Annotated in this window: 23 protein-coding genes; 13 read left to right on the top strand and 10 right to left on the bottom strand. The window is 73.0% G+C overall.

The annotated features are described in order from the left end of the window. The first annotated feature begins 33 nt into the window (after positions 1-33). The 8 genes from KUM40_RS13995 (at position 34) to KUM40_RS13960 (ending at position 10,562) form a co-directional block, all read left to right on the top strand. Positions 34-951, top strand: a complete 918-nt coding sequence (locus KUM40_RS13995; RefSeq protein ID WP_217166187.1) for an SDR family oxidoreductase — start codon at positions 34-36, stop codon at positions 949-951. 251 nt (positions 952-1,202) lie between these two features. After that, positions 1,203-2,774 carry an SDR family oxidoreductase gene (locus KUM40_RS13990; protein ID WP_217166185.1) on the top strand — a complete coding sequence of 524 codons (1,572 nt, stop codon included), beginning with the start codon at positions 1,203-1,205 and terminating at the stop codon, positions 2,772-2,774. Between the two features lie 57 nt (positions 2,775-2,831). Further along, a complete protein-coding gene (locus tag KUM40_RS13985) occupies positions 2,832-4,205 on the top strand; it encodes a deoxyribodipyrimidine photo-lyase (protein WP_217166184.1) in 1,374 nt (457 codons plus the stop codon). Between the two features lie 12 nt (positions 4,206-4,217). Further along, the gene (locus KUM40_RS13980; protein WP_217166182.1) at positions 4,218-5,717 is read left to right on the top strand and encodes a cryptochrome/photolyase family protein; all 1,500 of its coding nucleotides are present in this window, start codon (positions 4,218-4,220) and stop codon (positions 5,715-5,717) included. A 142-nt stretch (positions 5,718-5,859) separates the two neighbouring features. Continuing rightward, a complete protein-coding gene (locus KUM40_RS13975) occupies positions 5,860-7,002 on the top strand; it encodes a polyprenyl synthetase family protein (protein ID WP_217166180.1) in 1,143 nt (380 codons plus the stop codon). Then, positions 6,999-8,567, top strand: coding sequence for a phytoene desaturase family protein (gene crtI / locus KUM40_RS13970; RefSeq protein ID WP_217166179.1), 1,569 nt, complete (start codon positions 6,999-7,001; stop codon positions 8,565-8,567). Before KUM40_RS13975 ends, crtI begins: the two co-directional genes overlap by 4 nt. Then, positions 8,554-9,552, top strand: a complete 999-nt coding sequence (locus tag KUM40_RS13965; protein WP_217166178.1) for a phytoene/squalene synthase family protein — start codon at positions 8,554-8,556, stop codon at positions 9,550-9,552. The genes crtI and KUM40_RS13965 overlap by 14 nt, the downstream gene beginning before the upstream one ends. Continuing rightward, positions 9,549-10,562 (top strand): DUF5914 domain-containing protein, encoded by a 1,014-nt coding sequence (locus KUM40_RS13960; RefSeq protein ID WP_308401138.1) that lies wholly within the window; start codon positions 9,549-9,551, stop codon positions 10,560-10,562. Before KUM40_RS13965 ends, KUM40_RS13960 begins: the two co-directional genes overlap by 4 nt. Positions 10,563-10,631: 69 nt before the next feature. Here the strand turns inward: KUM40_RS13960 and KUM40_RS13955 are convergent, their stop codons facing one another. The 6 genes from KUM40_RS13955 to KUM40_RS13930 all read right to left on the bottom strand — a co-directional run bounded on the left by KUM40_RS13955 (position 10,632) and on the right by KUM40_RS13930 (position 17,298). Continuing rightward, entirely contained in the window at positions 10,632-12,128 is a 1,497-nt protein-coding gene (locus KUM40_RS13955) for an NAD(P)/FAD-dependent oxidoreductase (protein ID WP_217166469.1), read from the bottom strand. Positions 12,129-12,184: 56 nt separating this feature from the next. After that, a complete protein-coding gene (locus KUM40_RS13950) occupies positions 12,185-12,952 on the bottom strand; it encodes a class I SAM-dependent methyltransferase (protein ID WP_217166175.1) in 768 nt (255 codons plus the stop codon). Beyond that, complete coding sequence (locus KUM40_RS13945) at positions 12,949-14,154, bottom strand: lycopene cyclase family protein (protein ID WP_217166468.1); 1,206 nt, start codon at positions 14,152-14,154, stop codon at positions 12,949-12,951. Before KUM40_RS13945 ends, KUM40_RS13950 begins: the two co-directional genes overlap by 4 nt. A gap of 38 nt (positions 14,155-14,192) precedes the next feature. Further along, positions 14,193-14,789: an SDR family NAD(P)-dependent oxidoreductase gene (locus tag KUM40_RS13940; protein ID WP_217166174.1), complete on the bottom strand. Its 597-nt coding sequence runs from the start codon at positions 14,787-14,789 to the stop codon at positions 14,193-14,195. A 120-nt stretch (positions 14,790-14,909) separates the two neighbouring features. Further along, a complete protein-coding gene (locus tag KUM40_RS13935; RefSeq protein WP_217166173.1) occupies positions 14,910-16,172 on the bottom strand; it encodes an NAD(P)/FAD-dependent oxidoreductase in 1,263 nt (420 codons plus the stop codon). Between the two features lie 100 nt (positions 16,173-16,272). Beyond that, positions 16,273-17,298, bottom strand: a complete 1,026-nt coding sequence (locus tag KUM40_RS13930; RefSeq protein WP_217166171.1) for a MerR family transcriptional regulator — start codon at positions 17,296-17,298, stop codon at positions 16,273-16,275. 141 nt (positions 17,299-17,439) lie between these two features. On the opposite strand from KUM40_RS13930, the gene KUM40_RS13925 reads away from it, so the two are divergent. The 4 genes from KUM40_RS13925 to KUM40_RS13910 all read left to right on the top strand — a co-directional run bounded on the left by KUM40_RS13925 (position 17,440) and on the right by KUM40_RS13910 (position 20,186). Then, a complete protein-coding gene (locus tag KUM40_RS13925) occupies positions 17,440-18,054 on the top strand; it encodes a sigma-70 family RNA polymerase sigma factor (RefSeq protein WP_217166169.1) in 615 nt (204 codons plus the stop codon). 108 nt (positions 18,055-18,162) lie between these two features. Further along, positions 18,163-19,005 (top strand): DUF4397 domain-containing protein, encoded by an 843-nt coding sequence (locus KUM40_RS13920; protein ID WP_217166167.1) that lies wholly within the window; start codon positions 18,163-18,165, stop codon positions 19,003-19,005. A gap of 205 nt (positions 19,006-19,210) precedes the next feature. Beyond that, positions 19,211-19,627, top strand: coding sequence for a class F sortase (locus KUM40_RS13915; RefSeq protein ID WP_374227384.1), 417 nt, complete (start codon positions 19,211-19,213; stop codon positions 19,625-19,627). A gap of 79 nt (positions 19,628-19,706) precedes the next feature. Beyond that, the gene (locus tag KUM40_RS13910) at positions 19,707-20,186 is read left to right on the top strand and encodes a hypothetical protein (RefSeq protein WP_217166164.1); all 480 of its coding nucleotides are present in this window, start codon (positions 19,707-19,709) and stop codon (positions 20,184-20,186) included. A gap of 34 nt (positions 20,187-20,220) precedes the next feature. Here KUM40_RS13910 and KUM40_RS13905 read toward each other — a convergent pair whose 3' ends face one another. Beyond that, positions 20,221-21,081, bottom strand: coding sequence for an oxygenase MpaB family protein (locus KUM40_RS13905; RefSeq protein WP_217166163.1), 861 nt, complete (start codon positions 21,079-21,081; stop codon positions 20,221-20,223). Positions 21,082-21,244: 163 nt separating this feature from the next. After that, positions 21,245-21,802 carry a hypothetical protein gene (locus KUM40_RS13900; protein ID WP_217166161.1) on the bottom strand — a complete coding sequence of 186 codons (558 nt, stop codon included), beginning with the start codon at positions 21,800-21,802 and terminating at the stop codon, positions 21,245-21,247. 258 nt (positions 21,803-22,060) lie between these two features. Between KUM40_RS13900 and KUM40_RS13895 the strand changes: the two genes are divergently transcribed. Next, positions 22,061-23,125, top strand: a complete 1,065-nt coding sequence (locus KUM40_RS13895; protein WP_217166160.1) for a biotin/lipoate A/B protein ligase family protein — start codon at positions 22,061-22,063, stop codon at positions 23,123-23,125. A gap of 164 nt (positions 23,126-23,289) precedes the next feature. Here KUM40_RS13895 and KUM40_RS13890 read toward each other — a convergent pair whose 3' ends face one another. After that, positions 23,290-23,964 carry a response regulator transcription factor gene (locus tag KUM40_RS13890; protein WP_217166159.1) on the bottom strand — a complete coding sequence of 225 codons (675 nt, stop codon included), beginning with the start codon at positions 23,962-23,964 and terminating at the stop codon, positions 23,290-23,292. Then, positions 23,961-25,073 (bottom strand): sensor histidine kinase, encoded by a 1,113-nt coding sequence (locus KUM40_RS13885; protein ID WP_217166157.1) that lies wholly within the window; start codon positions 25,071-25,073, stop codon positions 23,961-23,963. Before KUM40_RS13885 ends, KUM40_RS13890 begins: the two co-directional genes overlap by 4 nt. Between the last annotated feature and the right edge of the window lie 18 nt (positions 25,074-25,091).

The raw sequence follows: 25,091 nt of genomic DNA, 5'->3' as shown, positions 1-25,091 counted from the left end.
GGCCGTCGGCATCCCCTGGAGAGGAGCCGTTTCATGCGGGTCGCCGGAAGCCGAGAGTGCGGTGGAAGCCCATTGCGGGGCCGGATCGCTGTCGTGACCGGAGCGGCGCGCGGTCTGGGAGAGGCGATGGCCAGGGACCTGGCCGGGCGGGGAGCGAGAGTGGCGCTTCTGGGCCGTGAGGAGGGAACGCTGGCGCGCGTCCGGGACTCGCTGCCGCCCGGTGCCGCCGAGTGCTGGGAGGTCGATGTCACGGACGACGGGCGCATGGCCCGGGCCGGAGCGGACATCAGGAGGCGGCTGGGGCCCCCGGCCCTCGTGGTGGCCAACGCGGGTCTGGCCGAGGGCGGGCCGTTCGCCGAGTCCGACCCCGCCCTCTGGCGCCGGGTGGTGGAGGTGAACCTGATCGGCAGCGCCACCACCGCCCGGACGTTCATGGGAGACCTGCTCGCCACGCGCGGGTTCTTCCTCCAAGTGGCGTCGCTCGCGTCCATCGGTGCCGCGCCGATGATGAGCGCCTACTGCGCGTCGAAGGCGGGTGTCGAGTCGTTCGCCCACTCCCTGCGGGCGGAGTTGGCCCACCAGCGCGTGGGGGTGGGAATCGCCTACATCAACTGGACGGACACCGACATGGTCCGGGACGCCGACGCGCACGCGGTGCTGCGGGAACTACGGGGACACATGCCGCCACCGGCGCGCAAGGTTTATCCAGTCGCCCATGTGGCGGGGCGGCTGGTCGACTCGATGGAACGACGCCGGCCGGCCGTCTACGTACCCCGCTGGCTGCGGTCGACCCAACTCGTGCGGGCGGCGATGCCACCGGTCGTCACCATGCTGTCGCGACGTGAACTGCCCCGTCTCGCCGCCGCCGAGACCTTCGAGGCCACGGGACTGCTCGGCGCCGGCGGGCGGGCCGACGCCGCCGCCCGCACCCCCGGTGTGCCGCCCGGCTGATCCCGTCGGATCGATCCCGGCGCCCCGCATCCGCCGGCCCGGCAGCGCCCGAAGTGTCCGCGTGAGGGCCGGTGTGGCCGGCCGACGACACGCGATGCAGCGGACGGAGAGCCGGCGCTCACGCACGACCCGGGTCCGGCTTTCCCGTCGCCGACTCCGGCCGCTTCACCTCGACGGGCGTGGTCACGGTGTCGCGGCCATGATCGGGGGACAGGGACGGCAACGGCGACGAGTACCTGGAGGAAGCGACCATGGGAACCGACGGACAGGCCGTCCCGGGCGGGTTGCACTGCCTCGTGACCGGAGCGTCCGGCTATGTCGGCGGGCGTCTGGTGCCGGAACTGCTGGAGGCCGGCCACCGGGTCCGGTGTCTGGCCCGCTCCCCCCGAAAACTCCGCGACCATCCCTGGTCGGCAGAGGCCGAGACGGTCCGAGGAGATGTCACGGACGCCCGGTCGGTCGCCGCGGCCCTGCGCGGGATCGACGTCGCGTACTACCTGGTGCACGCACTCGGCAGCGGTTCCGGATTCGAGGACACCGACCGCCGGGCGGCCAGAGTCTTCGCCGAGCAGGCGCACGAGGCGGGAGTACGCAGGATCGTCTACCTGGGCGGCCTCACTCCCCGGGGCGTGTCCGAGCAGACGCTCTCCCCGCACCTGCGGTCCCGGGCGGAGGTCGGACGTGTCTTCCTCGACTCCCCGGTCCCGGCAACCGTGCTGCGGGCGGCGGTCGTCATCGGCTCGGGTTCGGCGTCGTTCGAGATGCTGCGCTACCTGACCGAGCGTCTGCCGGTCATGGTGACACCGAGTTGGGTGCACACCCGCACGCAGCCCATCGGCGTACGGGACGTGTTGCGCTACCTCGTCGGTTCGGCCACCATGCCGGACGACGTGGACCGGGCGTTCGACATCGGCGGCCCGGACGTCCTGACCTACCGGGACATGATGGACGGGTACGCCGCCGTGGCCGGGCTCAGGCGCCGGAGGATCGTGCCCGTACCGGTGCTCACGCCTCGTTTGTCCAGTCACTGGGTCGGACTCGTCACCCCGGTGCCGGCCTCGCTCGCCCGGCCCCTGACGGAGTCGCTGCGGCACGAGGTGGTGTGCCACGAGCACGACATCGCCCGCTACGTTCCCGATCTGCCGGGGCGCCCGCTGCCCTTCGACGAGGCGCTGGCCCTTGCCCTGCGGCGGGTGCGGGAGGCGCAGGTAGCCACCCGCTGGTCGTCCGCCGCCGTGCCCGGGGCTCCCAGCGATCCCCTGCCCACCGACCCGGACTGGTCCGGCGGCAGCCTCTACGAGGACGTACGGCAACTGCCGGTCGACGCCTCCCGTCAGGCGCTGTGGAAGGTGATCGAGGGCATCGGCGGAGACAACGGCTGGTACTCCTTCCCACTGGCGTGGGCGGTTCGGGGCTGGCTGGACCGTTTCGTCGGCGGCGTCGGACTGCGCCGCGGCCGACGGGACGCCGAGCGACTGCGGGTCGGTGACTCGCTGGACTTCTGGCGGGTGGAGGAGATCGAGCCGGGCCGCCTGCTGCGGCTGCGGGCGGAGATGCGACTGCCCGGCCTCGCGTGGCTGGAGATGTTCGCGGAGACGGACGACGCGGGCCGTACGCGCTACCGGCAACGCGCCCTGTTCCACCCCAGGGGGCTGCTCGGCCACGCCTACTGGTGGGCCGTCTCCCCGTTCCACGCCGTCGTGTTCGGCGGCATGGCCCGCAACATCACCCAGGCCGCGGCCAAGGGCCTGGGCGCACGCGGGGACCCGTCGGGTGCGGGCCGCATCCGAGGGCGGCGTGGCAGGAGAAGTCCGACGAGATAGACGAGACAGACGAGATAAGGGCCAGTCCCTCAGCGCACCACCCGTAGGAGCGTCACCATGACCGTCGCGGTCGTCCTGTTCACCTCGGACCTGCGTCTGCACGACCATCCGCCGCTGCGCGCCGCGCTCGCGGCGGCCGACGAGGTGGTGCCCTTGTTCGTGCGTGATCCCGGTGTCCACGCGGCCGGGTTCGACGCGCCGAACCGGACGGCCTTCCTCGCCGACTGCCTCGGCGACCTCGACGGCTCGCTGCGCCGGCGCGGTGGCCGGCTCGTGCTGCGCACGGGGCCGGTGTCCCGGGAGGTTGCCGCGCTCGCCGCCGAGTGCGGCGCGGACGAGGTGCACGTCGCCGCGGGAGTCACCCGTTACGCCCACCGCCGTGAGGAGCTGCTGCGCAAGGCCCTCGGCGATCGCGGCGTGGCGCTGCACGTGCACGACGCGGTGATCACCGCTGTGGCTCCCGGCAGCGTGACACCGTCGGGCAACGACCACTACTCCGTGTTCACGCCGTACTTCCGCCGCTGGTCGACGCAGCGGTTGCGGGACGTCCACCCCGCGCCGCGGACCGTGCGGGTGCCCGACGGCGTGCGCGGGGAGCCGCTCCCCTCCCACGAGGAGGTGTCCGGCATCTCGCCGGCGCTGCCCGCCGGCGGGGAGGCCGAGGGACGGGACCGCTTCGCCCGCTGGGCCCGTGAGGACCTGTCGGCGTACGAGGACCGGCACGACGACATGGCGGGCGACGCGACCTCTCGTCTCTCGCCCTTTCTGCACTTCGGAGCCTTGTCACCGGTGGAGCTCGTCGAGCGGGCCCGGAAGCACGGCGGCCCCGGGGCGGAGGCGTTCGTGCGGCAGTTGTGCTGGCGCGACTTCCACCATCAGGTCCTGGCTGCCCGGCCCGAGGCGTCCGTCCAGGACTACCGCACCCGGCACGACCGGTGGCGCACCGGGGCGGAGGCGTCAAAGGACGTCGCGGCGTGGCGGGAGGGCCGCACCGGCTACCCGGTCGTGGACGCGGCGATGCGCCAGTTGCGGCACGAGGGCTGGATGCACAACCGGGCCCGGCTGCTGGTGGCGAGCTTCCTGACGAAGACGCTGTACGTGGACTGGCGGATCGGCGCCCGGCACTTCCTGGACCTGCTGGTGGACGGCGACGTCACCAACAACCAGCTCAACTGGCAGTGGGTCGCGGGCACCGGCACGGACACCCGCCCCCATCGTGTCCTCAACCCGGTGGTCCAGGGCAAGCGCTTCGACCCGTACGGCGCGTACGTCCGCCGCTGGGTTCCGGAGCTGCGGGACGTGCCTCCCGCCCGCGTGCACGAGCCGTGGCGGCTGCCCGAGGACGAGCGGGCACGGCTGAACTACCCGCAACCACTGATCGACCTCGGCGACGGCCTGGCCCGCTTCAAACACGCGCGCGGCCGGGACTGACGGGGAGGCGTCGTGCACTGGCTCTTCGGCGACCAGCTCGGTCCGCACTTCCTGCACCCCTCGCAGGACAGCGGCCTCACCCGCGACACACCTCTGCTGATGATCGAGGCGCGGTCGGTGTTCCGGCGCCGGCGCTTCCACCGGGCCAAGGCCCACCTCGTGCTCTCGGCCATGCGCCATCGCGCGGCCGAGCTCGGCGACCGGGTCACCTACGTGCGCGCGGACACCTACCGGGAGGGCCTGGCGCGGGCGGCGGGCGGCAACAGGGTGACCGTTCACCATCCCACCTCCTACGCCGCCGTGAGGCTGGTGCGTTCGCTGCCGCGGGTCACCGTGGGCCCCGCGCGCGGGTTCCTGGTGCCCGTGGCCGACTTCGCGGCGTGGGCGGACGGCAAGGACGGGCGGAGGCTTCGCCAGGAGGACTTCTACCGCTGGGTCCGGCAGGGACACGACCTGCTGATGGACGGCGACGGGCCGGCCGGCGGCCACTGGAACCACGACCACGACAACCGGCGGCCACCGCCCCGCGACGCGTCCGCCCTTCCGGTTTCCCGGCCGTACCGGCCCCGTGAGGACGAGATCGACGACGAGGTACGGCACGATCTCGACCGCTGGGAGAAGAACGGCGACGTGTCCTTCGTCGGTCGGGACGGGCCGCGGCTGTTCCCCGCCTCCCGGTCCGAGGCCCGGGCGGCACTGCGGCGTTTCGTCGAGCACCGGCTCGGTGCGTTCGGCCCGTACGAGGACGCGATGCTCGCCGCCGACCCCGTGATGAGCCACAGTCTCCTTTCCTCCTCGCTCAACCTGGGTCTGCTCGACCCCGCCGAGTGCGTCGAGCGGGCGGAAGGGGCGTGGCGTGCCGGGCGGGCGCCGCTCAACAGCGTCGAGGGTTTCGTCCGGCAGGTCGCCGGCTGGCGCGAGTACGTGTGGCAGTTGTACTGGTACTTCGGCGAGGAGTACCGGCGCTCCAACGTCCTGGGCCACACCGCACCGCTGCCGGACTGGTGGAACGACCTGGACGCGGACGCGGTTCAAGCGCGGTGCCTGCGCACGGTCCTGGCCCAGGTGCGCGACACGGGGTGGACGCACCACATCCCCCGGCTCATGGTCCTCGGCAGTCACGCACTCCAGCGGGGCTGGGATCCCGCCGCGGTCACGGACTGGTTCCACCGCTGCTTCGTGGACGGGTACGACTGGGTGATGGTGCCGAACGTCGTCGGCATGTCCCAGTACGCCGACGGCGGCCGGATGACCACGAAGCCCTACACCTCCGGCGGTGCCTACATCAACCGGATGAGCGACCTGTGCGGCCGGTGCGCGTACCGGCCGGGCGACCGGACGGGCGAACACGCCTGCCCCTATACGGCGGGCTACTGGTCCTTCATGGACCGGCACCGCGCACGGCTGGAGCACAACCACCGCACCGCCCGCGCCGTGCGGGGACTCGACCGGCTCACCGACCTCACCGAACTGCGCCGCCGGGAGCGGACGCGTGGCGACGCACCGCCGTGAAACACACGGATGGGGCCGGTGGGACGAGCGGCCGGCGGGGAACCCGCTCTTTTACGACGGTCACGGTGCCCAGTGCATCCACACCCTGCGCGACAGCCGAAGCAATGGTGTGCGGGTGACGGCGAGTGAGAAGGGGTTGCGCATGCTTGGACTACGGTCGGCCGTGGCCGGCGCGGACGGACCTGTCGGGGACCCGCTCACGGCCCTGCACGCCGTCGCGGACGTCGAGGCGGTGCTGGAGCGTGTCCTGGACGCGCGACTGCGTCAGGCCCGAGCGACCGATCCGGTGTTCGCTCGCGACGTGGCCGGACGGGTCACGACGTTCGTACGATGCGGCGGCAAACGGCTGCGCACGGCGTTCACGTGGTGCGGATGGCGGGCGGCCGGCGGCTCGGGCGACGCGACGGCTGTCCTCGGCACCGGAGCCGCCCTGGAACTGGTGCAGGCGTGCGCGCTCGTCCATGACGACGTGATGGACGGTTCGCCACTGCGCCGCGGAGCGCCCGCCCTGCACGTGGACCTGGCCCGCATGCACCGGGCCGCCGGGATGAGCGGCCCACCGGAGACGTTCGCGGCCTCCGCCGCGGTGCTCGCCGGCGACCTGGCGCTGGTGTGGGCGGACGATCTGCTGACGGAGACGGCCCTCGGCTCGCCGCACGGCGCACGACTGCATCGCGAATGGCGGGCGATGCGCGAGGAGATGGTCGCCGGGCAGTACCGGGACATCCACGCACAGGCGACCGGCGCGTCGGGCACCGAGGAGGCGCTGGCGGTCGCCGTACTGAAGAGCGCGCTGTACACGGTCGCGCGGCCACTGACGCTGGGCGCCTCACTGGCCGGTGCCGACGAGTACACCCTGGACGCCCTGCGCTCCGCCGGCCGGTGCGTGGGACTGGCCTTCCAGCTCCGGGACGACCTCCTCGGCGCGTTCGGCGACCCGGCGGTCACCGGCAAGCCGACCGGGGAGGACCTGAGTTCGCGCAAGCTCACCTATCTCATGGCCGTCGCGCTCCGGCTCGCGGAGGCCGAGAGCGACGAGGAGACCGCCGCCGTACTCTCCCCCGGCCCGGGTGGGCGATCCGGCCACGCCGTCGAGCACATGCGGGCCGCACTGGAGCGGACCGGCGCCCGGGCCGTGGTGGAGTCGAAGATCGCGGAACTGGCGGCCGACGGTCTGCGGCACTTCGGACGGACCGGGGCGCCCTCCGCCGTACAGGGGGAGTTCGCGGCGATGGTCGAACGGGCTTCGGGCGTCCCCGGGCGCCGCACCGAGGAGGTCGCGTGAGGACGGTGCCGGGTCGGACGGACCACGTCGTCGTGGTGGGTGCCGGACTGTCCGGCCTGGCGTGTGCCCTGCACCTGCTGGGAGCGGGCCGCCGGGTGACGGTCGTCGAACGGGACGCGAGCCCGGGGGGCCGGGCGGGCCGGGTGGAGCTCGGCGGCCACCAGGTGGACACCGGTCCCACGGTGCTGACGATGCCGCATCTGGCCGACGAGGCGTTCGCGGCCGTCGGTGACAGTCTGGCCCGGCGCGTCGAGCTGGTGGCCCTGCACCCGGCCTACCGGGCCCGCTTCGCGGACGGCACCTCGCTAGACGTGCACACCGACGGTGAGGCGATGGAGGCGGAGGTGCGACGATTCGCCGGACCGGCCGAGGCCCTGGGCTACCGCGGACTGCGGGACTGGCTGGAGCGGCTGTACCGGGCGCAGATGCGACGCTTCATCGGCTCCAACTTCGACTCCCCCTTCCAGCTCATGCACCCGGACCTGGCCCGTCTGGCGGCGCTGGGCGGATTCGGCCGGCTGGACGCACGCATCGGTCGTTTCCTCTCCGATCCGCGGCTGCGCCGGGTCTTCTCCTTCCAGGCCCTGTACGCCGGAGTGGCCCCGGCCCGGGCCCTCGCGGCCTACGCGGTGATCGCGTACATGGACACGGTGGCCGGCGTCTGGTTCCCCAAGGGCGGCATGCACGCACTCCCCCGCGGCATGGCGGACGCGGCGGCCGACGCGGGCGCGGACTTCTGCTGGAACTCCGACGTGACCGGGCTGGAGCGCTCGGCCGGCCGGGTACGCGCCGTACGGCTGGCCTCCGGTGAGCGCATCCCCTGCGATGCGGTGGTGCTGACGTGCGAACTGCCCACCGCATACCGGCTGTTGGGCCGTGCTCCACGGCGTCCGGTACGGCTGCGCCACTCGCCGTCCGCCGTGGTCCTGCACGCCGGGACCGACCGGACCTGGCCCGGCCTTGCCCATCACACCCTCTCCTTCGGTGCTGCCTGGGAGCAGACCTTCGACGAGTTGACCCGTACCGGACGGCTGATGAGCGACCCGTCTTTGCTGATCACCAGGCCGACCGCACACGATTCCTCGCTGGCTCCGCCCGGCGGGCATCTGCACTACGTCCTCGCGCCCTGCCCCAACACCACGGTCGGCCCCTCCGCCGAGGCCTGGCGGGACCTCGGGCCGCGCTACCGCGACAGCCTCGTCGCCGAACTGGAACGCCGGGGGCTGGATGCCTTCTCGGCGAGTGTCAGGGAGGAGCAGCTCGTGACACCGCTGGACTGGACGGCGCAGGGGCACGCGGCCGGCAGCCCCTTCTCGGTCTCCCACACCTTCGCCCAGACCGGTCCGTTCCGCCCCCGCAACCTCGTCCGCGGTGTCGAGAACGTCGTACTGGCCGGCTGCGGCACCACTCCCGGTGTCGGAGTCCCGACCGTGCTCATCAGCGGCCGACTCGCCGCCGACCGGATCACCGGGGGCGCGCATCGCCGATCCCTGAGTGGCCGGCGGGTGTCCACCCCGGCCGGCTCCTGCGCCCCACCTGTGGCAGGTGCCCATGACCCGTCGTGAACTGGACGCCGCGGGTGTCACGGACCCCGCGCTGCGGTATGCGTACACCCGCTGCCGGGAGTTGAACGCCCGGTATGGCAGGACCTACTTCCTGGCCACGCGCCTGCTGCCGGTGGAGCATCGTTCGGCCGTGCACGCGCTGTACGGCTTCGCCCGGTGGGCGGACGACATCGTGGACGACCTGGAGCGGCGCGAGGCACCCCCCGAGCGCGACCGGCTGCTCAAGTGTCTGGAGGGCGACCTCGCGCACGCGCTGCGCAGCGGCGGCGGCGGGGACGAGCCGGTGGTGCGGGCCGTCGCCGACACCGCCGACCGGTACGGCATCGACCACTCGCTGTTCGCCGACTTCCTGACGTCGATGCGCAGCGACCTGCACGTCACGGACTATCCGACCTACGCGGAGCTGCGGGCGTACATGCACGGCTCGGCCGCGGTGATCGGTCTGCAGATGCTGCCGGTCCTCGGCACGGTCGTCCCCCGTGAGGAGGCGGCGCCGCACGCGGCGGCTCTGGGGGTGGCGTTCCAGCTCACGAACTTCCTGCGGGACGTGGGCGAGGACCTGGACCGGGGCCGTGTGTACCTGCCGGCGGACCTGCTCGCCGCGCACGGCGTGGACCGGGAGCTGCTGGAGTGGAGCCGCGGCACGGGGCGGCGCGATCCGAGGATCCGCGCGGCGCTCGCCGCGGCCGAGGCAATGACGAGGGACGTGTACCGGGATGCGGAGCCGGGCATCGCCATGCTCGATCCGCGTGTACGGCCCTGTATCCGCACCGCTTTCACGCTCTACGGTGGCATCCTCGACGCGATCGCGGATCAGGACTACACGGTTCTGCATCGCCGTGCGGTGGTGTCCCGCCGACGCCGTGCGGCCTCGGCCGCTGCCGGTTTCGCACGGATCGCCGACGCACGGTGGCGCACACGGAACCGGCGTCGGACGCCGTCGGCGACTGGCACGGCACGTCAGGTGAAAGGACCGACGCGGTGACCGAGCGACGGAATCGGACCGGCTGGACCGCGCCGCTGCGGCGACGGGGCCGGTCGGACTGGGCAGCGCAGACCCCGACCTGGCAGGAGGCGCGCCCGGCCCTGATCGCCGAGGCGCTGAAGCGCGCCTCTTCCCGTCCGGCCGGCAACTGGTTCGTCGTCGGTGCCTCACGTGAGGTCCGGCCGGGTGGTCCGCCCCGCGGCAGGACGGTGGGCGGCGTCGAAGTCGTACTGTGGCGCTCGGACACGGGTGAACTGCGCGCCGGGCCCGGCGCCTGTCCGCACCTCGGGGCGCCCCTGCGCGACAGCCGGGTGGTCTGCGGCACGCTGGTGTGTCACTGGCACGGACTGGCCCTGGACGGGGGTCCCCGCGCGGGCTGGGAACCGTATCCCGTGTACGACGACGGGGTGCTTGTCTGGGTCCGGCTGGACTCGGTGGGCGGCGAGGAACCGTTGGCGCGGCCGCTGGTGCCGCAGCGTCCGACGACGGGCGCCGCGGTGGACGCCGTGTTCGTCGCGGTGGGTCGGTGCGAGCCGCAGGACGTGGTCGCCAACCGGCTGGATCCGTGGCACGGTTCCTGGTTCCATCCGTACTCGTTCGTCGACCTGACGGTGGTGCGGCCTCCCCGGGGCGATGAGGACGACGCGTTCGTGGTCGATGTCTCGTTCCGCGTGACGGGCCGTCTTGTGGTCCCGGTGCGGGCCGAGTTCACGACTCCCGGGCCGCGCACGGTGCTCATGCGGATCATCGAGGGCGAGGGAGCGACATCCGTGGTGGAGACGCATGCCACGCCGCTGACCGGAGCAGGGGCCGGGGCCGGGCAGCCTCGGACCGCCGTGGTCGAGGCGGTCGTCGCCGCCTCGGACCGGCGCGGTTTCGCACTGGCGCGGGCCGTCGCTCCCGCCTTGCGCCCGCTGATGCGCCGGACGGCCGGGCGGCTGTGGCGCGACGACCTCGCCTACGCGGAGCGGCGCTGGGCGCTGCGGAGCACCGGGCGGTTCCCGGGGTGAGCGTGGCGGCGGACGGGCCGACACCGGGTGCGGCCCCGCACCTCGGGCACCGAGTCCGGGACAGGGCACTCAGCGTCTGCCGAGTGCGCCGAGTGCTCTCAGCGCGGGTGAACGGCCCGCACGGGGCACCGTCCACAGCACCTGCCCGCGCACGCCCCACCGGGCGAGCAGCTCACCCGCCGCCAGAAAGCCGGTGGTGGCGGCGCGTTCCATGAGAGCCACCGGCAGGTCGCAGCGGATGGCGTCCCCGGCGAGCGTCACCCGGGGGTGGGGGGTCGACACGGTGGGCCGCCGGGCATGGGAGCCGACCGGGAAGAACGGGCAGTCGGCACGCCACTCGTACCGCGCGTCGACGATCTGTGCGCCGGCCGTCTCGGGGTAGACCCGGCGCAGACTGTCGAGCACGCGCTTTTGGACCGGCTCCCGGTCCGCGCCGGCTTCGACGGCGTAGGCGTGCAGTTCCACCACCGCTCCGCCGGTTCTGGCGGCCCAGCGGGCGGCCTCCCCCTCGTAGCGGTCCAGGACGCTGATGTTGTCCAGGCCGTCGTAGCCGCTGGTGCCGAGGAAGCCGGGACGGTCGGCACGGACGGGCCGGTCGAGCCAGAGCCGGGAGACGAGGAAGGGCGGCGCGGTGCGCAGGGCGGCGACGTCGTCGCGCCAGGCCGGGGTGCCGAGGCCGGGTGAGGCCGCCACGGTCTCGCGCAGCGCGCCGGGGTCGAGCGCGAGCACCGCGGCGTCGTGCCGGTGGGCGGCGGTGTCGGTCCGCACCGTCACTCCCCCGTCGTCGTCCGGGTGCACGGCGCGCACGGGGGTGCCGGTGCGCACCTGCACTCCCAGGCGCCGGAGGTAGTCACCGAGGGGTTCCCACAGGGCCTGCGGGAACGGGTCGTCCGGCACGTCGAAGAGGAGGCCCTCGGACGAGCCCAGGAAGTAGATGTGGAACATCAGCAGGAGTTCGGCGGCGGACAGTTCACGAGGGTCCGCGAAGAAGCTGCGGGAGAACACCTCGAACGCGAGATGGTGCGCCGCCTGCGGGAAGCCTACGCGGTCCAGGAACGCCGTCGCGCCGAGCGAGTCGAAGCGGTCGTAGACCTCGGGAACGCGGACGTCGAGGAGTGGCAGCGCTGCCCGGGGGTCCATGGCGGCCAGGTCGCGCGGGCCGAAGGTGGGGCTCAGGGCGACGAAGCCGAGCGCGCTGAGGGGCGGTGTGCGCGGGACGCGGGCGAAGCTGTCGGTCAGTCCTCCGCTGTGCCGCAGGGGGTAGTCGGGCAGCGGGCGGAGACGGTCGAGCCCTGGGTCGGTTCGCCGCAGCAGGCCGCGCAGGTTGTAGTACTGACGGAAGAAGGCGTGGAAGCCGCGGCTCATGGTCGCCTCGGAGCCGTCCGCCAGACGGGTGCGCCATCCGGCGAGACGGCCGCCGAGCGACTCGTTCCGTTCGTAGAGGGTCACGTGGGCGCCACGCTCGGCGAGCAGAACGGCGGCGGCGAGACCCGCGACACCGCCGCCGGCCACGGCGACGTGCGGCGCGTCCGCGTCATCGAACCGGTCCCGGCCGGGCGGGGGCATCAGGACCGCTGCCTTGCGGTCGCGGCCCCGTCGTGCGGCGCGGCGGTGCGGGCCGCTCACCGGGCGTCCGCCGTGACCGCCGTGGACGCCACGGCCGCCGATGCCGCAGTGGCCGCCGCAGGGCCGTTGCCGGCCAGGAAGGAGTGCACGATGCCGGTCTGCCAGCCGGCGACGGGCACGGCCCGCGGATGAGTGAAACCCGCTTGCGTCAGCCGGGCGGTGAAGGCCGGGGCGGTGTCGAAGTCGAGGACGCTGCGCCACAGATGGCGGTAGAGCGCGCGGTCGCCGGTGAGGGTGCCGGCGGGGATGATCATTCCTTGGCACACGGTTGCCCACAGGACGCGGTGGGCGGCGGAGCCACTGAGGCTGTACTCGTGGACGGCGAGCCGACCGCCCGGTCGCAGCAGAGCCCGGACGCTCCCGAGGACGTCGTCCGGGTCGGTGACGTTGCGAAACAGGTAGGCGGCGAAGACGGCGTCGTAGAGGTCGTCCCCGGTCCTGGCCACCTCCTCGGCGGTCAGGTGCCGGAAGCGCACGCGGGCAGGCCACGGTTTGGCCAGGGCCCGCCGCAGCATGCCGGCCGACGCGTCGACGGCCGTGATCCGGGCGCGCGGGGCGGCTCGCAGCAGCGCCAGGGTGGAGGCGCCGGTGCCGCAGCCGAGGTCGAGCAGGTGCAGACCGGCTCCGCCGTCGGGCAGCCGCAGGCGTCGCGCCGAGCGCAGCAGGTCGGTGCGGTAGCCCGGGTTGAGGGCCGTGAGGCGGTCGTAGGTGTGCGAGGCGTGGTCGAAGGCGCGTGCCAGGTCGTGGTCGCGCAGCAGTGTCATCGGGGGTTTCCTCCGGTGCGGGGTGCGGGGTGGGGGCGGCGGGACAGGAAGGGCAGTTCGAGGGCGGTCCGGAGCATGGGCCCCACGGGAGTACGCAGGCCGATGCCGAGTTCCTCCAGGGGCGAGGTGACTCCGTCGAGGAAGCGCAGCAGACGTTGCGGCGGGATACGGCGGAACAGGTCGGTGAAGAAGTCGGGGCCGTTGATTCGTCCGGTGTCCAGGGCCCGCAGCAGTACCGCGTCCATGGCCAGCGCCCGCCGTCCGTGCGGTGGCGGAACCCGTGAGCGGCCTTCGTGCAGGGCGGCGGCGATGGCCCGGCTCTGCCGTTGTACGGCTGCGAAGGTGTAGCCGGTCGCGGGGCGGGTCGCGCCACCGGCGGTCCCGGTCCGGAAGACGGACGGCCCCACCCGTCGGGGGAAGCGCGCGTCCGTCATGGGGATGACGCCCTGCTCAGCCGATTCGACGGTGTAGGAGGGGAGTTCGAGGACGTCGCCGCAGTAGCGGGTCAGGGCAGACTCGTAGGCTTCCGTGCTGAGCGGTGTCCGGGAGAACTCGGTGTACTCGACGAGCGCCCGGTCAGGCGCCAGCGGCAGTACGTAGCCGAAAGCGAGCCCGTGGCGTGGCTGCGGCACCCGGAAGTCCATCAGGTCGGCGACCTCGGGATCGAACCGGGCCGCGTCGGTGCGCACGAACCAGCCCCGGAAGTGCTGCAGGAGCTGTGTCCGGGCCGGCGGCAGGGTGCGCGGCGGGCGGGAGTCGAAGACGTGCCGGGCACGCAACGTCAGTGTCCGGCCGTCGGCCGTCGTGCAGTGGACCTCCGCTCCGCCGGCCGTGGCGCGTACCGTACCCGCCGTCGCGCGCAGCAGACGCCCGCCCGGGGTATCCGCCAGCCGGGCGTGGACCATCCGCTCGAACACGGCTGAGCGGATCATGCGGTAGCGAAGTGGCGACGGTTCGACGGTGACGGCGTCGCCACCGGTGCCGTGTACCCGCAGCCGGGACCAGGAGGCGCTCACCGCTTCGTCGAAGTCGCCATCGCCGTGGTCCCAGAAGCACCAGGTCCGCTCCGGCGGTCGCAGGGGACCGTCCGGTGCCTCCACCACGGTTACGGCGCGTGAGCCCGTCGCCGTCAGGTGGTGCGCCAGGCTGAGTCCTGAGGCGCCGCCGCCGACGATGAGCACATCACACGTTTCGTCGCGCATCTCGTCGTACGGGCCGTCGTACGGGTCGTCGCTTCGGCTCACCTGGCGCGCCGTTCGCGCCGTTCGCCCCGTTCGACGACCGGTGTTCCGTCCGGAGCCGTCCGCAGCAGTTCGGCGTCCGCCTCCATGGCGTCGGCCACGGCGGTAACGACCTGACGTGGGTCACCTCCCCCGGGCCCGGGCAAAGGGGGTGCCGTGCTCGCGACGGCCCGGTCGGCGAAGCCGGTGTCGAGGTGTCCCGGCCCGGCGCCGAGCGCGGCCTTGGAGGCGCTGTAGTCGGCCATCCCCGCCTGCGGGGATTCGGCCACCACGCCGGTGAGCACCTCGTCGCCGACCTCCGTCGTCCGCCCGAAAGCGACCGTCCCGAACGCGGTCACGACGGCGTCGAGGACCCCGAGACCTGCTCCCGCGCCGTCCACCGCACCGTGCACGGCGCGGGAGCAGGTCTCGGGGTCGTACGCGCCGAAGAGGAGGGTCACAGCGCCCCGGTACGGCTCGGCGGCCCGGGCGAGGCGCGCCGGATCACGTCCGGCGAGCGCCGGGCGCGCGCCTCTCGCGGACAGTTCGGCGACCAGCGCACCGCCGAGAGCGCCGGTGGCACCGGCCACCAGTACACGAGCGCCGTCGAGTTTCACGTCTGACTCCGTTCGCCGAGGCCGCCGGGGACGCCGCAAGGGGAGGCGGTCTGCCCCCGCCGCACCGTCTCTTCCGGGGTCCGGCGGCCGGTGGATGCGCCGGACCCGGTTGCCGTCCAGTCAACAGCGCGTGAGGTCGCGCAGCACCTCACGCGCCGCCCGTGTACCCGACGCCAGGGCACCCTGCACGGAACCGGTGACACGGTGGTCCCCGCAGACGTACCTGCCCGGTGCGAACCGCGTCGTGCGGCTCGGCGGCCAGGGCGGCTCCATGGCGGGCAGGGCTCCCTCGATGGTGTACACCGCGACCTGACGCCAGCCACCGGTGTCCGTGCCGTACAGCTCGGCCAGACGCCGGCGCACCCCTTCCCCCGTCCCCGGCCGGTCGGGCCCCAGGACCGAGGTCGACACCAACGCGGTGCCGGGCGGCGCGTACGTGGACGTCACCTCGCTGAGTACGCACGTGTTGAGGACCGTCCGGGTGCCGTCCACCACCAGGGTCGGTTCGGCCAGGGGCGAGCGCGCGGCGGCATGGTAGTAGGTCGTGACCGTACGGCCGTCCGGAACCTCCAGCCCCGGCAGCAGACGAGCAGCCCGGACCGCGTCCGTCGCCACCACCACGGACGCGGCCGGCAGCTCGCGGCCGTCCGCCAGGAGGACCCCGTCGTCGGTGACCGTCTCGACGGGTGTCTCCAGGCGCAGCACGCCCTCCGGCAGACGCCCCGCCAACTGGGCGGGTACGGCTCCGATGCCGTCGGCGGGGAGGCACAGAGTGCCCCTGACCATGCTCCGCCAGACCAGGTGGAAGAAGCGGGCAGACGTTTCCAGCCGGTCCTCCAGGAAGACGCCGGACAGGAAGGGACGCAGGATCTCGGTGACCGTGCCCGCGGAGACCCCGGCGCGGGACAGGGCGGCGGCGGTGGACCGGTCCGGACGCCGTTTGAGGGTGCCGGCGGGCAGAAGCGCGTCCCGGGCGGTGAGGGCTGCCATGGCGGCCAGGTCACGGGCAGGCAGCGCCCGTCCCGGCAACAGCGCCCCGGCCTCTCCGGGCAGCCGGGTCGGATCGCACAGTCGGACGGGTCCCGTCGAGGTGTGGGCGACGATGCCCGGGGTGAACGGTCGCAGCCGCAGACTCCGCAGGTCCAAGCGCCGCTTCACCTGTGGATAGGAGGTGTTGAACACCTGGAAGCCGCGGTCGAGCAGGAACCCGTCCACCTGGTCCGTGCGCATGCGCCCGCCCACGCCGTCGGACGCCTCCAGAAGCGTCACCCGGCGTCCGGCGCCGCACAGGTCAAGAGCACAGGCGAGGCCCGCGAGCCCGGCACCGATGACGACGATGTCCGTACTGCCGTGACTGCCGTGACTGTCGTGCCGAGCGGTCATGATCCTCATCCTCCGACATGTCTGCCTCTCCGGCTTCTCCATCGCGGCACACTCTCCGCGGGTACCCGGGGACCGCCCGGTACCCGTCGGCCGGGCCCCGTCACCCGCCCACCACGGAAACCACTGAAACCACGGCTGTGACAGCCTCGGCCAGCCCGGATGGGCGGGGAAGCCCCTGGACGGTCTGCCCGGACCAGCCCGGACCGAGCGTCAGGACGACAGGTCTCCTGCGGGCGCCGCGTACGCCCCACTCGATCGCGGCCACGTGCTGAGCCAGGGGCCGGCTCGCGGTGGTGCGGGACTGGGCCCACAGCCCGACCACGGCGGGCCCGGTCCTGCGGACCGTCGTGACCAGCGACTCGGCGGGAAGCGCGCCACCGAACATGCGCACAGGCAGGCCGCGCTCGGCAAGAGCCGCGGCCAACACCTCCAGCGGCAGCGTGTGATTCTCCGCGGGCACACACGCGAGCACGATGGACGCGCCGGGCCGGTCGGCGACCACAGGCGGGGCATGACGCCGCAGGACCCCGGAGACATGCCAGGACAGGAAGTGCTCGACCTCCACGTATCTCTCACCCGATGTCTCCCACTTGCGTCCGACCGCCTGGAGCGTGGGCGTGATCACCTCCGTCCAGGCGGCGACCAGACCGTGCTCCTCGACCGCCGACTCCAGGAGCCCGTCGAGGGCGACCGCGTCGAGGCGCAGGGCCGCACGGGCGACTCCTCTGCATTCCTGGCGCACGTCACCCATCTGCAGACCGCTGCCGGCCCGGCTCCGTCCACGGGCCACCGTCCGCGGCCGTTCGGCGGGATCCCGGTCCGGCACCGGAATCGGCGACGAGGGGTCGGGCTGCCCGGGTACGTCCGGCCCGGTTTCGTCGAGCGCCAACCGGGCGGCCTCGGCGGGCGGCAGCCCGGTAGCCGTCAGGGCGCACATCCGCTCCAGCCGCACCACATCCCGAGGAGCCCATCGCCGGTGGCGGCCGCCGGTGTGCCCGACGGGGCCGAGTCCGTAGCGGCGGTCCCACGAACGGACCGTCGTGGGCGCCACCCCGAGCCGCCTCGCCACTTCACCGGTGGTCAGCCCGCCACCGCGCTTCGTCAGCGCGTCGTCGTCCTCGTTCACAACTCCATCGTACGACGCACAAACGACGCATGTTGCCTGCGTCGTTCAGGCACACAAAGCTGGAATCCAGGCGCCCCGGAATCGCGGCAAACGCACGGAACGCACGGATCGCACGGAACGCACGGATGGAGGAACCAGGCCATGATCACCAATGTGCTGTCCCCGGGCACGCGTTCCCAGGCTCCGGGGGAGATCCGGTACGAGGACGAGTTGGCCCGTGGTCTGTGTGCCGCTGACGAGGACGCGTTCGCGGCCGTCTACCGGCGTTGGGGCTCACTCGTTCACACGATGGCCACCCGGTCACTCGGCGACACGCACGAGGCCGAGGATGTCACCCAGCAGGTCTTCCTCGGCGCATGGCGCGGGCGGTCCGGGTTCCGTCCCGAGCGGGGTCCCCTCGGCGCCTGGCTGGTGGGCATCACCCGGCGCAAGATCGCGGACGCCCTGACGGCCAGGACGAGGCGCGGCGTACTGCTGGACGCCGCGTCTCACGACGCCGACGCACAACGTCACGTGCAAGCGACGCCGGACGACGTCCTGGACCGGGTGCTCCTGGTCGACGCCCTTTCCAGGCTGTCCCGGCATCAGCGCGAGGTGCTCTGCCTGGCTTTCTACGAGGACCTGACGCAGATCCAGATCGCGGAGCGCACCGGTCTGCCCCTGGGCACGGTGAAGAGCCACGCGCGGCGCGGCCTGCACCGGTTGCGCAAGGGGATCGAGCGGGGCACCACCGACGAGACGGCCACCGACCGCTGAGAGCGACCGCGGAACTTCCGCACCGCACGCATCCGTGGCCATGCAGCACCGCGAAGCACCTTGTGAGACTCCGCGACATGCGGAACCTCTCGACGAAGGGATGATCCCATGACTTCCCGCACTCCCCTCACCCTCGCCGCCTCCGCAGGCGCCTGCGCCTGCGCCCTGGCACTCGGCGTCACCGCGCCGGCGATGGCGGCACCCACCGGTGAGGACGACAAAGCCATGGTGTCCGTCTTCCACGGCGTGCCCGGGATGACCGTGGACGTCTACGCCAACGGAGACGAACTGCTCGGCGACTTCAAGCCCGGCACCGTGACGGACCCGCAGTCCCTCGACGCCGGTACCTACGACATCCAGATCTTCGAGGCCGGTCAGGGCCCGGACGGCGCACCGGCCGTCGAGAAGAAGATCGAGGTGCCGAAGGGTGCGAACGCCACGATCGCGGCCCACCTCTCCGCCGACGGCAAGCCCATGCTCACGGCCTTCGTCAACGACGTGTCCAAGGTCGACGCGGGCAAGTCACGGCTGACCGTGCGCCACGTCGCCGCCGCACCGGCCGTGGACGTCCGCGCGGGCGGCCAGCCGGTGTTCAAGGACCTGGAGAACCCGAAGCAGGACAGCACGGTCGTCGACTCCGGCACCGTCTCCGCCGATGTCGTACTGGCCGGCACGGACACCGTGGCCATCGGTCCCGCCGACCTCAACCTGAAGGAGGGCACCAGCAACGTCGTCTACGCGTGGGGCAGCGCCGAGGACAAGAACCTGGCGCTGGCAACGCAGACGTTCGCCGGCATGGAGTCGGCCCCGAGCGGCGTCCACGCGGGCGGCAGCGGTGCGGCCGCCGCGACGAACGACTCCGACGCCTGGCTGGGCTGGGCCGCCGCGGCCGGCATCGTGACGCTGGCCGGCGTCCTGGTGGTCCGCCGGACCGCGGGCCGGCGTGGGTGACGGGGCGCGACGACTGACGGGCCTGACGACGGGGACCGCCGCGCTGGCGGCGGTCCTGTCGCTGGGCCCCGCGTCGCCGGAACAAGGTGCGCCACCGGCCGACTTCGGCCCCGCCGGGATTCCCGGTACGGCCGAGGCGCCACCGACATCACCTCTGGACGCACGACACGAGCAGCACGCACCCGCACGTGTCGTCGTACGGGATGTGGATCTGAACGCCCGAGTTCAGCCGGTGGGCGTTACGGAGCGGGGCACGATGACCATCCCCGACGACCCCGCCGTCGCCGGCTGGTACCGCTTCGGGCCCACACCCGGCAGCCCTCACGGCTCGTCCGTCCTGGTCGGGCATGTGGACGACGACACTGGCGCGCTCGGCGAGTTCGCGGCGCTCTACGACGTACGGCCGGGAGACCGCGTCGAGGTGCGGCGCGAGGGTGCCGACCCCGTCTCCTACCGCGTCACCGCCCGTACGACGGTGCCGAAGGACGACCTTCCGGCCTCCGCGTTCCGCCGGAGCGGCCCACCCGTGCTGACGCTCATCACCTGCGCGCCGCCGTTCGTGCCCGAGCGGGGCGGCTACCTCGCCAACCTCGTCGTCACGGCAAAGCCGCTCGCCCGATGACGTTCGGCGGCACACGTAACGGTCGGCCCGGTACCGACGGCCCCGGTCATGCGCACACCTGTGGAACGAGGAGGGAACGGTGGCACACGTGGAGCCCGCCGCTCTGGTGGAACTCGCGCTGGGGCACCAGGTCTCGAGTTCCGACGACGTCCGCGTCCTGCGGCACATCGCGAACTGCGCGCGCTGCAGCAACGAACTGAACCGGCTGGCACGTGTCGTCGCAGCCGCACGCGGCGTCGAGGCGTCGGACCTGCCGGTAGCGCCTCCGGAGCAGGTCTGGCAGCGGATCACGCACGAGATGTGCCGGACCCAGGACGCTGCCGCACCGTCCCCGCGTACAGCCGGACACAGGCCGGACGCGATGCGGACCGGTGAGGGGCGGGCCGGTGAGGGGCGGGCCGGTGAGGGGCGGGCCGACCACATCACCGTCGATTTGATCCGCCTCGTCCTCGCCCTGCTCGCCGGGGCCGCCGTCGTCCGAGGGGTTCGACAGGCCCGCGCGGGGGGAGCGCGCCGTTCGGCGGGCTCAAGCCCGCCCCGCAGGGCGGGTCAGGACTGAGACGACACCGACCGCTGTGCAGTTGGGGTGCCGGTCATTGGCTTCGCGGCCGAGGCGGCGGGGTCATGGCCCAGCGAATGGCTCGTGTCAGCGCGTGGCCGACCGGCCGTACAGCGATGTCCTCGACAACCGGGAGGCGTGGCAGCCACAGCAGGTCTCGGGCCCACCGCGGGAGCAGGGCGACGCCGTTCGCGGCGAGCCCGGCGTAGAGAGGCCGGGCCGCCAGAGGAATCGGCGGCCGAAGAAGCAGGAAACGTGCGGCGGCCCTGGCCTCGGCGGTGGCCCGCAGTTCCGGCCGGTAGGCGGACAGGCACTCGGACAGGCCCCGGCGGTCCCGAGGCGGGTCGATCACTCCCAGGGCCTCGGCGATCCGCGCGGTGTCGGCCACGTAGGCGTCATAGTCGGCGGCGTCGAGCCGACGAGCCCCGTAACGCTGATGAGCACGAAGGAAGCTGTCCGTCTCGGCCGCGTGCACCCACCCGAGCAGGTGCGGATCGGCGGCGTGATACGCCAGACCCTCGGTCGAGGTCCCGCGGACGCGCTCGTGGATGCTGCGGACGTGGTCGACCGCTCGCTGCGCGTCCTCGGCGGTGCCGTATGTGGTGACCGCGAGGAAGGTGCTGGTGCGTTGCAGTCGGCCCCACGGGTCGCCACGGAAGCCGGAGTGCGCGGCGACGGCCGCCATGGCAAGCGGATGCAGGGACTGCAGCAGCAGGGCGCTGATCCCGCCGATGAACATCGAGGCGTCGCCGTGGACGATGCGGATCGGCCGGTCGGGATCGAACCAGCGTGGGCCCGGTGTGTCGTGGATCCGAGCCCGGGCAGCCGGTCCTTCGGGGCCCGCAACCCGCTCGAAGAGGGCTTGCCCCAGGTGCCCGCGCAGTTCCGTCAGCATTGTCGCTTCCGCCCTGTACCCAGTATCCGACACGCGCCGGCGCTTCTCCGCCGGAATACCGCAAGGGCGGACGTCCGGACCCTGCTCGGCGACCGGCAGAAGGGCGCTCTTGCCCACGTGGTTCACCATCGTGTCCGACAGCCGCCCGCCACTCCTGCCGGGTTCACGGGCGGTCCGGGTCGGCGAGGGTGGGAACGGCGGGCACGTCCTCCCCGGTCGCCAGACGGCCGGTCTCCGCCCTGCTGCCCGCCGTGAGGACGTACCTGTCGCCCTTCGGGGAAAGCCGGCGGGCGCCTGCCACGACGTGCCGGCCGAATCGGCTGCGCGCGGCCGTGTCGCGGGCCCGGGCCACGACGCGGGCGGGATCCGGTCCATCTGCGCGCAGGTGCACGGGCACCTCGCTGCAGCCACGCCGGGTGACGGCCCGGGAGCAGGACCACACCGCCTCTCCGCCGCCCTGCGGGAGCCGCTGGTCTGCGAAGTCCCAGAGGTTCACGCACGCGAGCCGGGACCGGGCCAGGAGGGCGGCGCCTCCGGTCGCCTCCCTCGGTTGACGTGCCGAGACGTCGAGGTCGTGTGCGGCTACGTCGGGACGCAGCAGGTCTCGCCGCCCCGCCCCCGCGATCCACGGCGCGAGCAGATACCGGGCTCCCGGCAGCGCGCGCTGTGCCAGGGAGTGGGCCCGCAGGATGCGGTGGTGTCTGCCCGGTGCGGTCGGCATGGGCCCGGGACGGGCGGGCCGAGACGCGGAACCGGCAAGGAGACATGGGCGGCGCCCTCCCCGGCCGACGATCTGGCGCAGGCCGGACGAACGACCGGTCCGACGGTCGCACGTCCGATACCGCTCCAGCGGAATCGCGCCCCGCAGCCGCTCGTCGTGAGCGGGCACTATGGTGCGATACGAAGCATGTGCGCGCCTGTACGGATGTCCGGGGATCAGGCCCAGGATCCACGGCGCGCGGTGGAAGGGAACGAAGCCGTGCATGGCGAATACAAGGTGCCCGGCGGCAAGCTCGTTGTCGTGGATCTGGATGTCGAGGAAGGTGCCCTCCGCAATGTGACAGTCGCCGGGGACTTCTTCCTCGAGCCCGACGAGGCGATCGTCTCGATCAACAACGCCCTGGAGGGCGCCCCCTCTTCCACAGACGCCACAGACCTTGCGGCCCGCATCACGGCGGCGCTGCCGGAGTCGACCGTCATGCTCGGACTGACCGCGGAGGGCATCGGCATCGCCGTTCGGCGAGCGCTGGGCCACGCGACCGAGTGGGGCGACTACCAGTGGCAGTTGGTGCACATGGAGCCGCAGGCCCCAGCCCTGCATATGGCACTGGACGAGGTCCTCACCGCCGAGGTGGCCGCCGGGCGACGGGCACCGACGTTGCGGGTCTGGGAGTGGGCCTCCCCTGCCGTGATCATCGGCAGCTTCCAGTCGCTGCGCAACGAGGTGGACCCCGAAGGGATCGCGAAGCACGGCATGTCCGTGGTACGCCGCATTTCCGGTGGCGGAGCCATGTTCGTAGAGCCCATGAGTACGATCACGTACTCCCTGTCCGTGCCGGAGGCACTGGTGTCGGGCCTCTCCTTCGCCGACAGTTACGCCTATCTCGACGACTGGGTGCTCGGCGCACTCGGCGACATGGGCATCAAGGCCTGGTACCAGCCCCTCAACGACATCGCCACCGATGCCGGGAAAGTCGCTGGTGCCGCCCAGAAGCGAATGGTCGGACCCGACGGTGGCCCCGGAGCCGTCCTGCATCACGTGACCATGTCGTACGACATCGACGCCGACAAGATGCTCGAGGTCCTGCGCATCGGCAAGGAGAAGATGTCCGACAAGGGCACCAGGAGCGCCAAGAAGCGCGTCGATCCACTCCGCCGCCAGACGGGCATCGCCCGGGAGCAGGTGATCCAGAACATGATCGCCTCCTTCCGCAACCGCTACGGGCTCACCCAGGGACACATCACCCCGGAAGAGATGAACCGCGCGGAGGAGCTCGCCGCCACCAAGTTCAGCAGTGAGGAGTGGACCGCACGAGTGCCGTAGAGCCCGCAGGTCTTCGCCGTCCGACCTGCGTGGAGCCCGGCAACACGATCGACGCGCACAAGATGCTTGAGGTGCCGCGCATCGGGCGCGCGAGGCCGCGACCGAGCGGATGATCTCCTCCGCCGAGTGGACCGCACGGGTGCCCTGACGCGCCCAGGCCCGGTCTACGCCGTGCCGCGCACCGCGACCAGCCCCGACTCGTAGGCGAACACCACGAGTTGGGCCCGGTCGCGGGCACCGAGCTTGGTCATCGCGCGGCTGATGTGTGTCTTGGCGGTCAGCGGGCTGATCACCATGTGGGCGGCGATCTCCTCGTTGCTCAGGCCGCGGGCGGCGAGCCCGGTGACCTCGCGTTCGCGGCGGGTGAGGCGGTCCAGGCCGGGCGCGGTGGACCGGTCCGGGGGCCGGGAGACGAACTCGCCGATCAAAGTGCGGGTGACCGACGGGGAGAGCAGGGCCTCGCCGTGCGCCACCACCTCGATGGCCTGGAGGAGGTCGGCGGGCTCGGTGTCCTTCAGGAGGAAGCCGCTGGCTCCCGCCCGCAGCGCCTCGAAGACGTACTCGTCGAGGCCGTAGTTGGTGAGGATGACGACGCGTACGGCGGCGAGGGCCGGGTCGGCGGCGATGCGGCGGGTCGCCTCGATGCCCGTCATCACCGGCATCTGTACGTCGACCAGTGCCACGTCGGGCACCTGGTCCCGCACCAGGGCCACGCCCTGCTCCCCGTCGGCGGCCTCGCCGACCACCTCGATGCCCTCCTCGGCGTCGAGCAGGGCCCGGAAGCCGGCCCGCATCAGCGCCTGGTCGTCGACGAGCGCGACCCGGACGACGCCGCTCATACCGTCTCCCCCAGCGGCAGCCGTGCCCGCACCGAGAAGCCGCCCTCCGTGCGCGGGGCGGCGCGCAGGGTGCCGCCGAGTGCCGCCACGCGCTCGCGCATGCCGGTCAGGCCGGTGCCCGGCACCGGTGGGCGGGCCGGATCGGCGGCTCCGTCGTCGTCCACGTCTATCGTCAACTCCCCCGCCTCTCCCGTGCCGTAGCCGAGGCGGACCCGCACCTTCGCGGGTCCGGCGTGCCGCGCCGCGTTGGTGAGGGCCTCCTGCACGATGCGGTAGGCGGCCCGGTCGACGGCCCGGGGCAGCGGGCGCTCGTTTCCGGTGACGGCCAGGTCGACGGCGAGTCCCGCCGCCCGGGCCCGCTCCACGAGCAGGGCCGGGGTGCCACTCGGCTCGTCGGCGCGCAGCACCTGGAGGGCGGAGCGCAGTTCGCGCATCGCCTCGCCACTGGCCTCCTGGATGGCGAGCAGCGCGGGCGGCACCTCGTCGCCGCGCTTGCGCGCGAGGTGGACGGCGACACCTGCCTGGAGCTTGACGATGGAGATGCTGTGCGTGAGCGAGTCGTGCAACTCGCGGGCTATGCGCAGCCGTTCCTCCCCGGCGCGGCGCAGGGCCGCCTCCTCGCGGGTGCGCTCCGCCTCCAGGGCGCGCTGTTCGGTCTGGCGCAGATACGCCTGCCAGTTGCGGTCGGCGAGCCCGGTCACCACGGCACACAGGAACCACCCGGCGAGCAGCCCGGCCCGCTCCGCCACGTTCTGCGTGCCGGGTCCGGTGGCCACGTACCCGGCCAGGAACACCGCGCCGCCGGCCGCCGCGACGCCCCGGTGCCCGACCCGGGCCGCGGTGTGCACGGCGCCCAGGACGGGCAGGGCGGACAGCGGCCCCGGGTGCGCGTGCACGACGTAGGCCGTGCCCAGCACGGTGGCGACGGCCAGCACGGCGCGCGGGGCGGCGCGGTGGAAGGCGAGCGCGGCCGAGGCGAGGGCGATGAGCGTGTGGTCGAGCGCCGTGGTGCCCTCGTCGAAGGCGGCGACTCCCATGCCGAGGGCGCCGACCACGGCCGCGAGGACCACGTCGGCGACTCGTCCGCGATCGACTTGACGCCCACTCATGTCCGCACCCTAGACGGC

This window comes from Streptomyces sp. AC512_CC834, from assembly GCF_019049325.1.
Taxonomy (GTDB): domain Bacteria; phylum Actinomycetota; class Actinomycetes; order Streptomycetales; family Streptomycetaceae; genus Streptomyces.
This window is presented reverse-complemented; position numbering and strand designations above follow the sequence as displayed.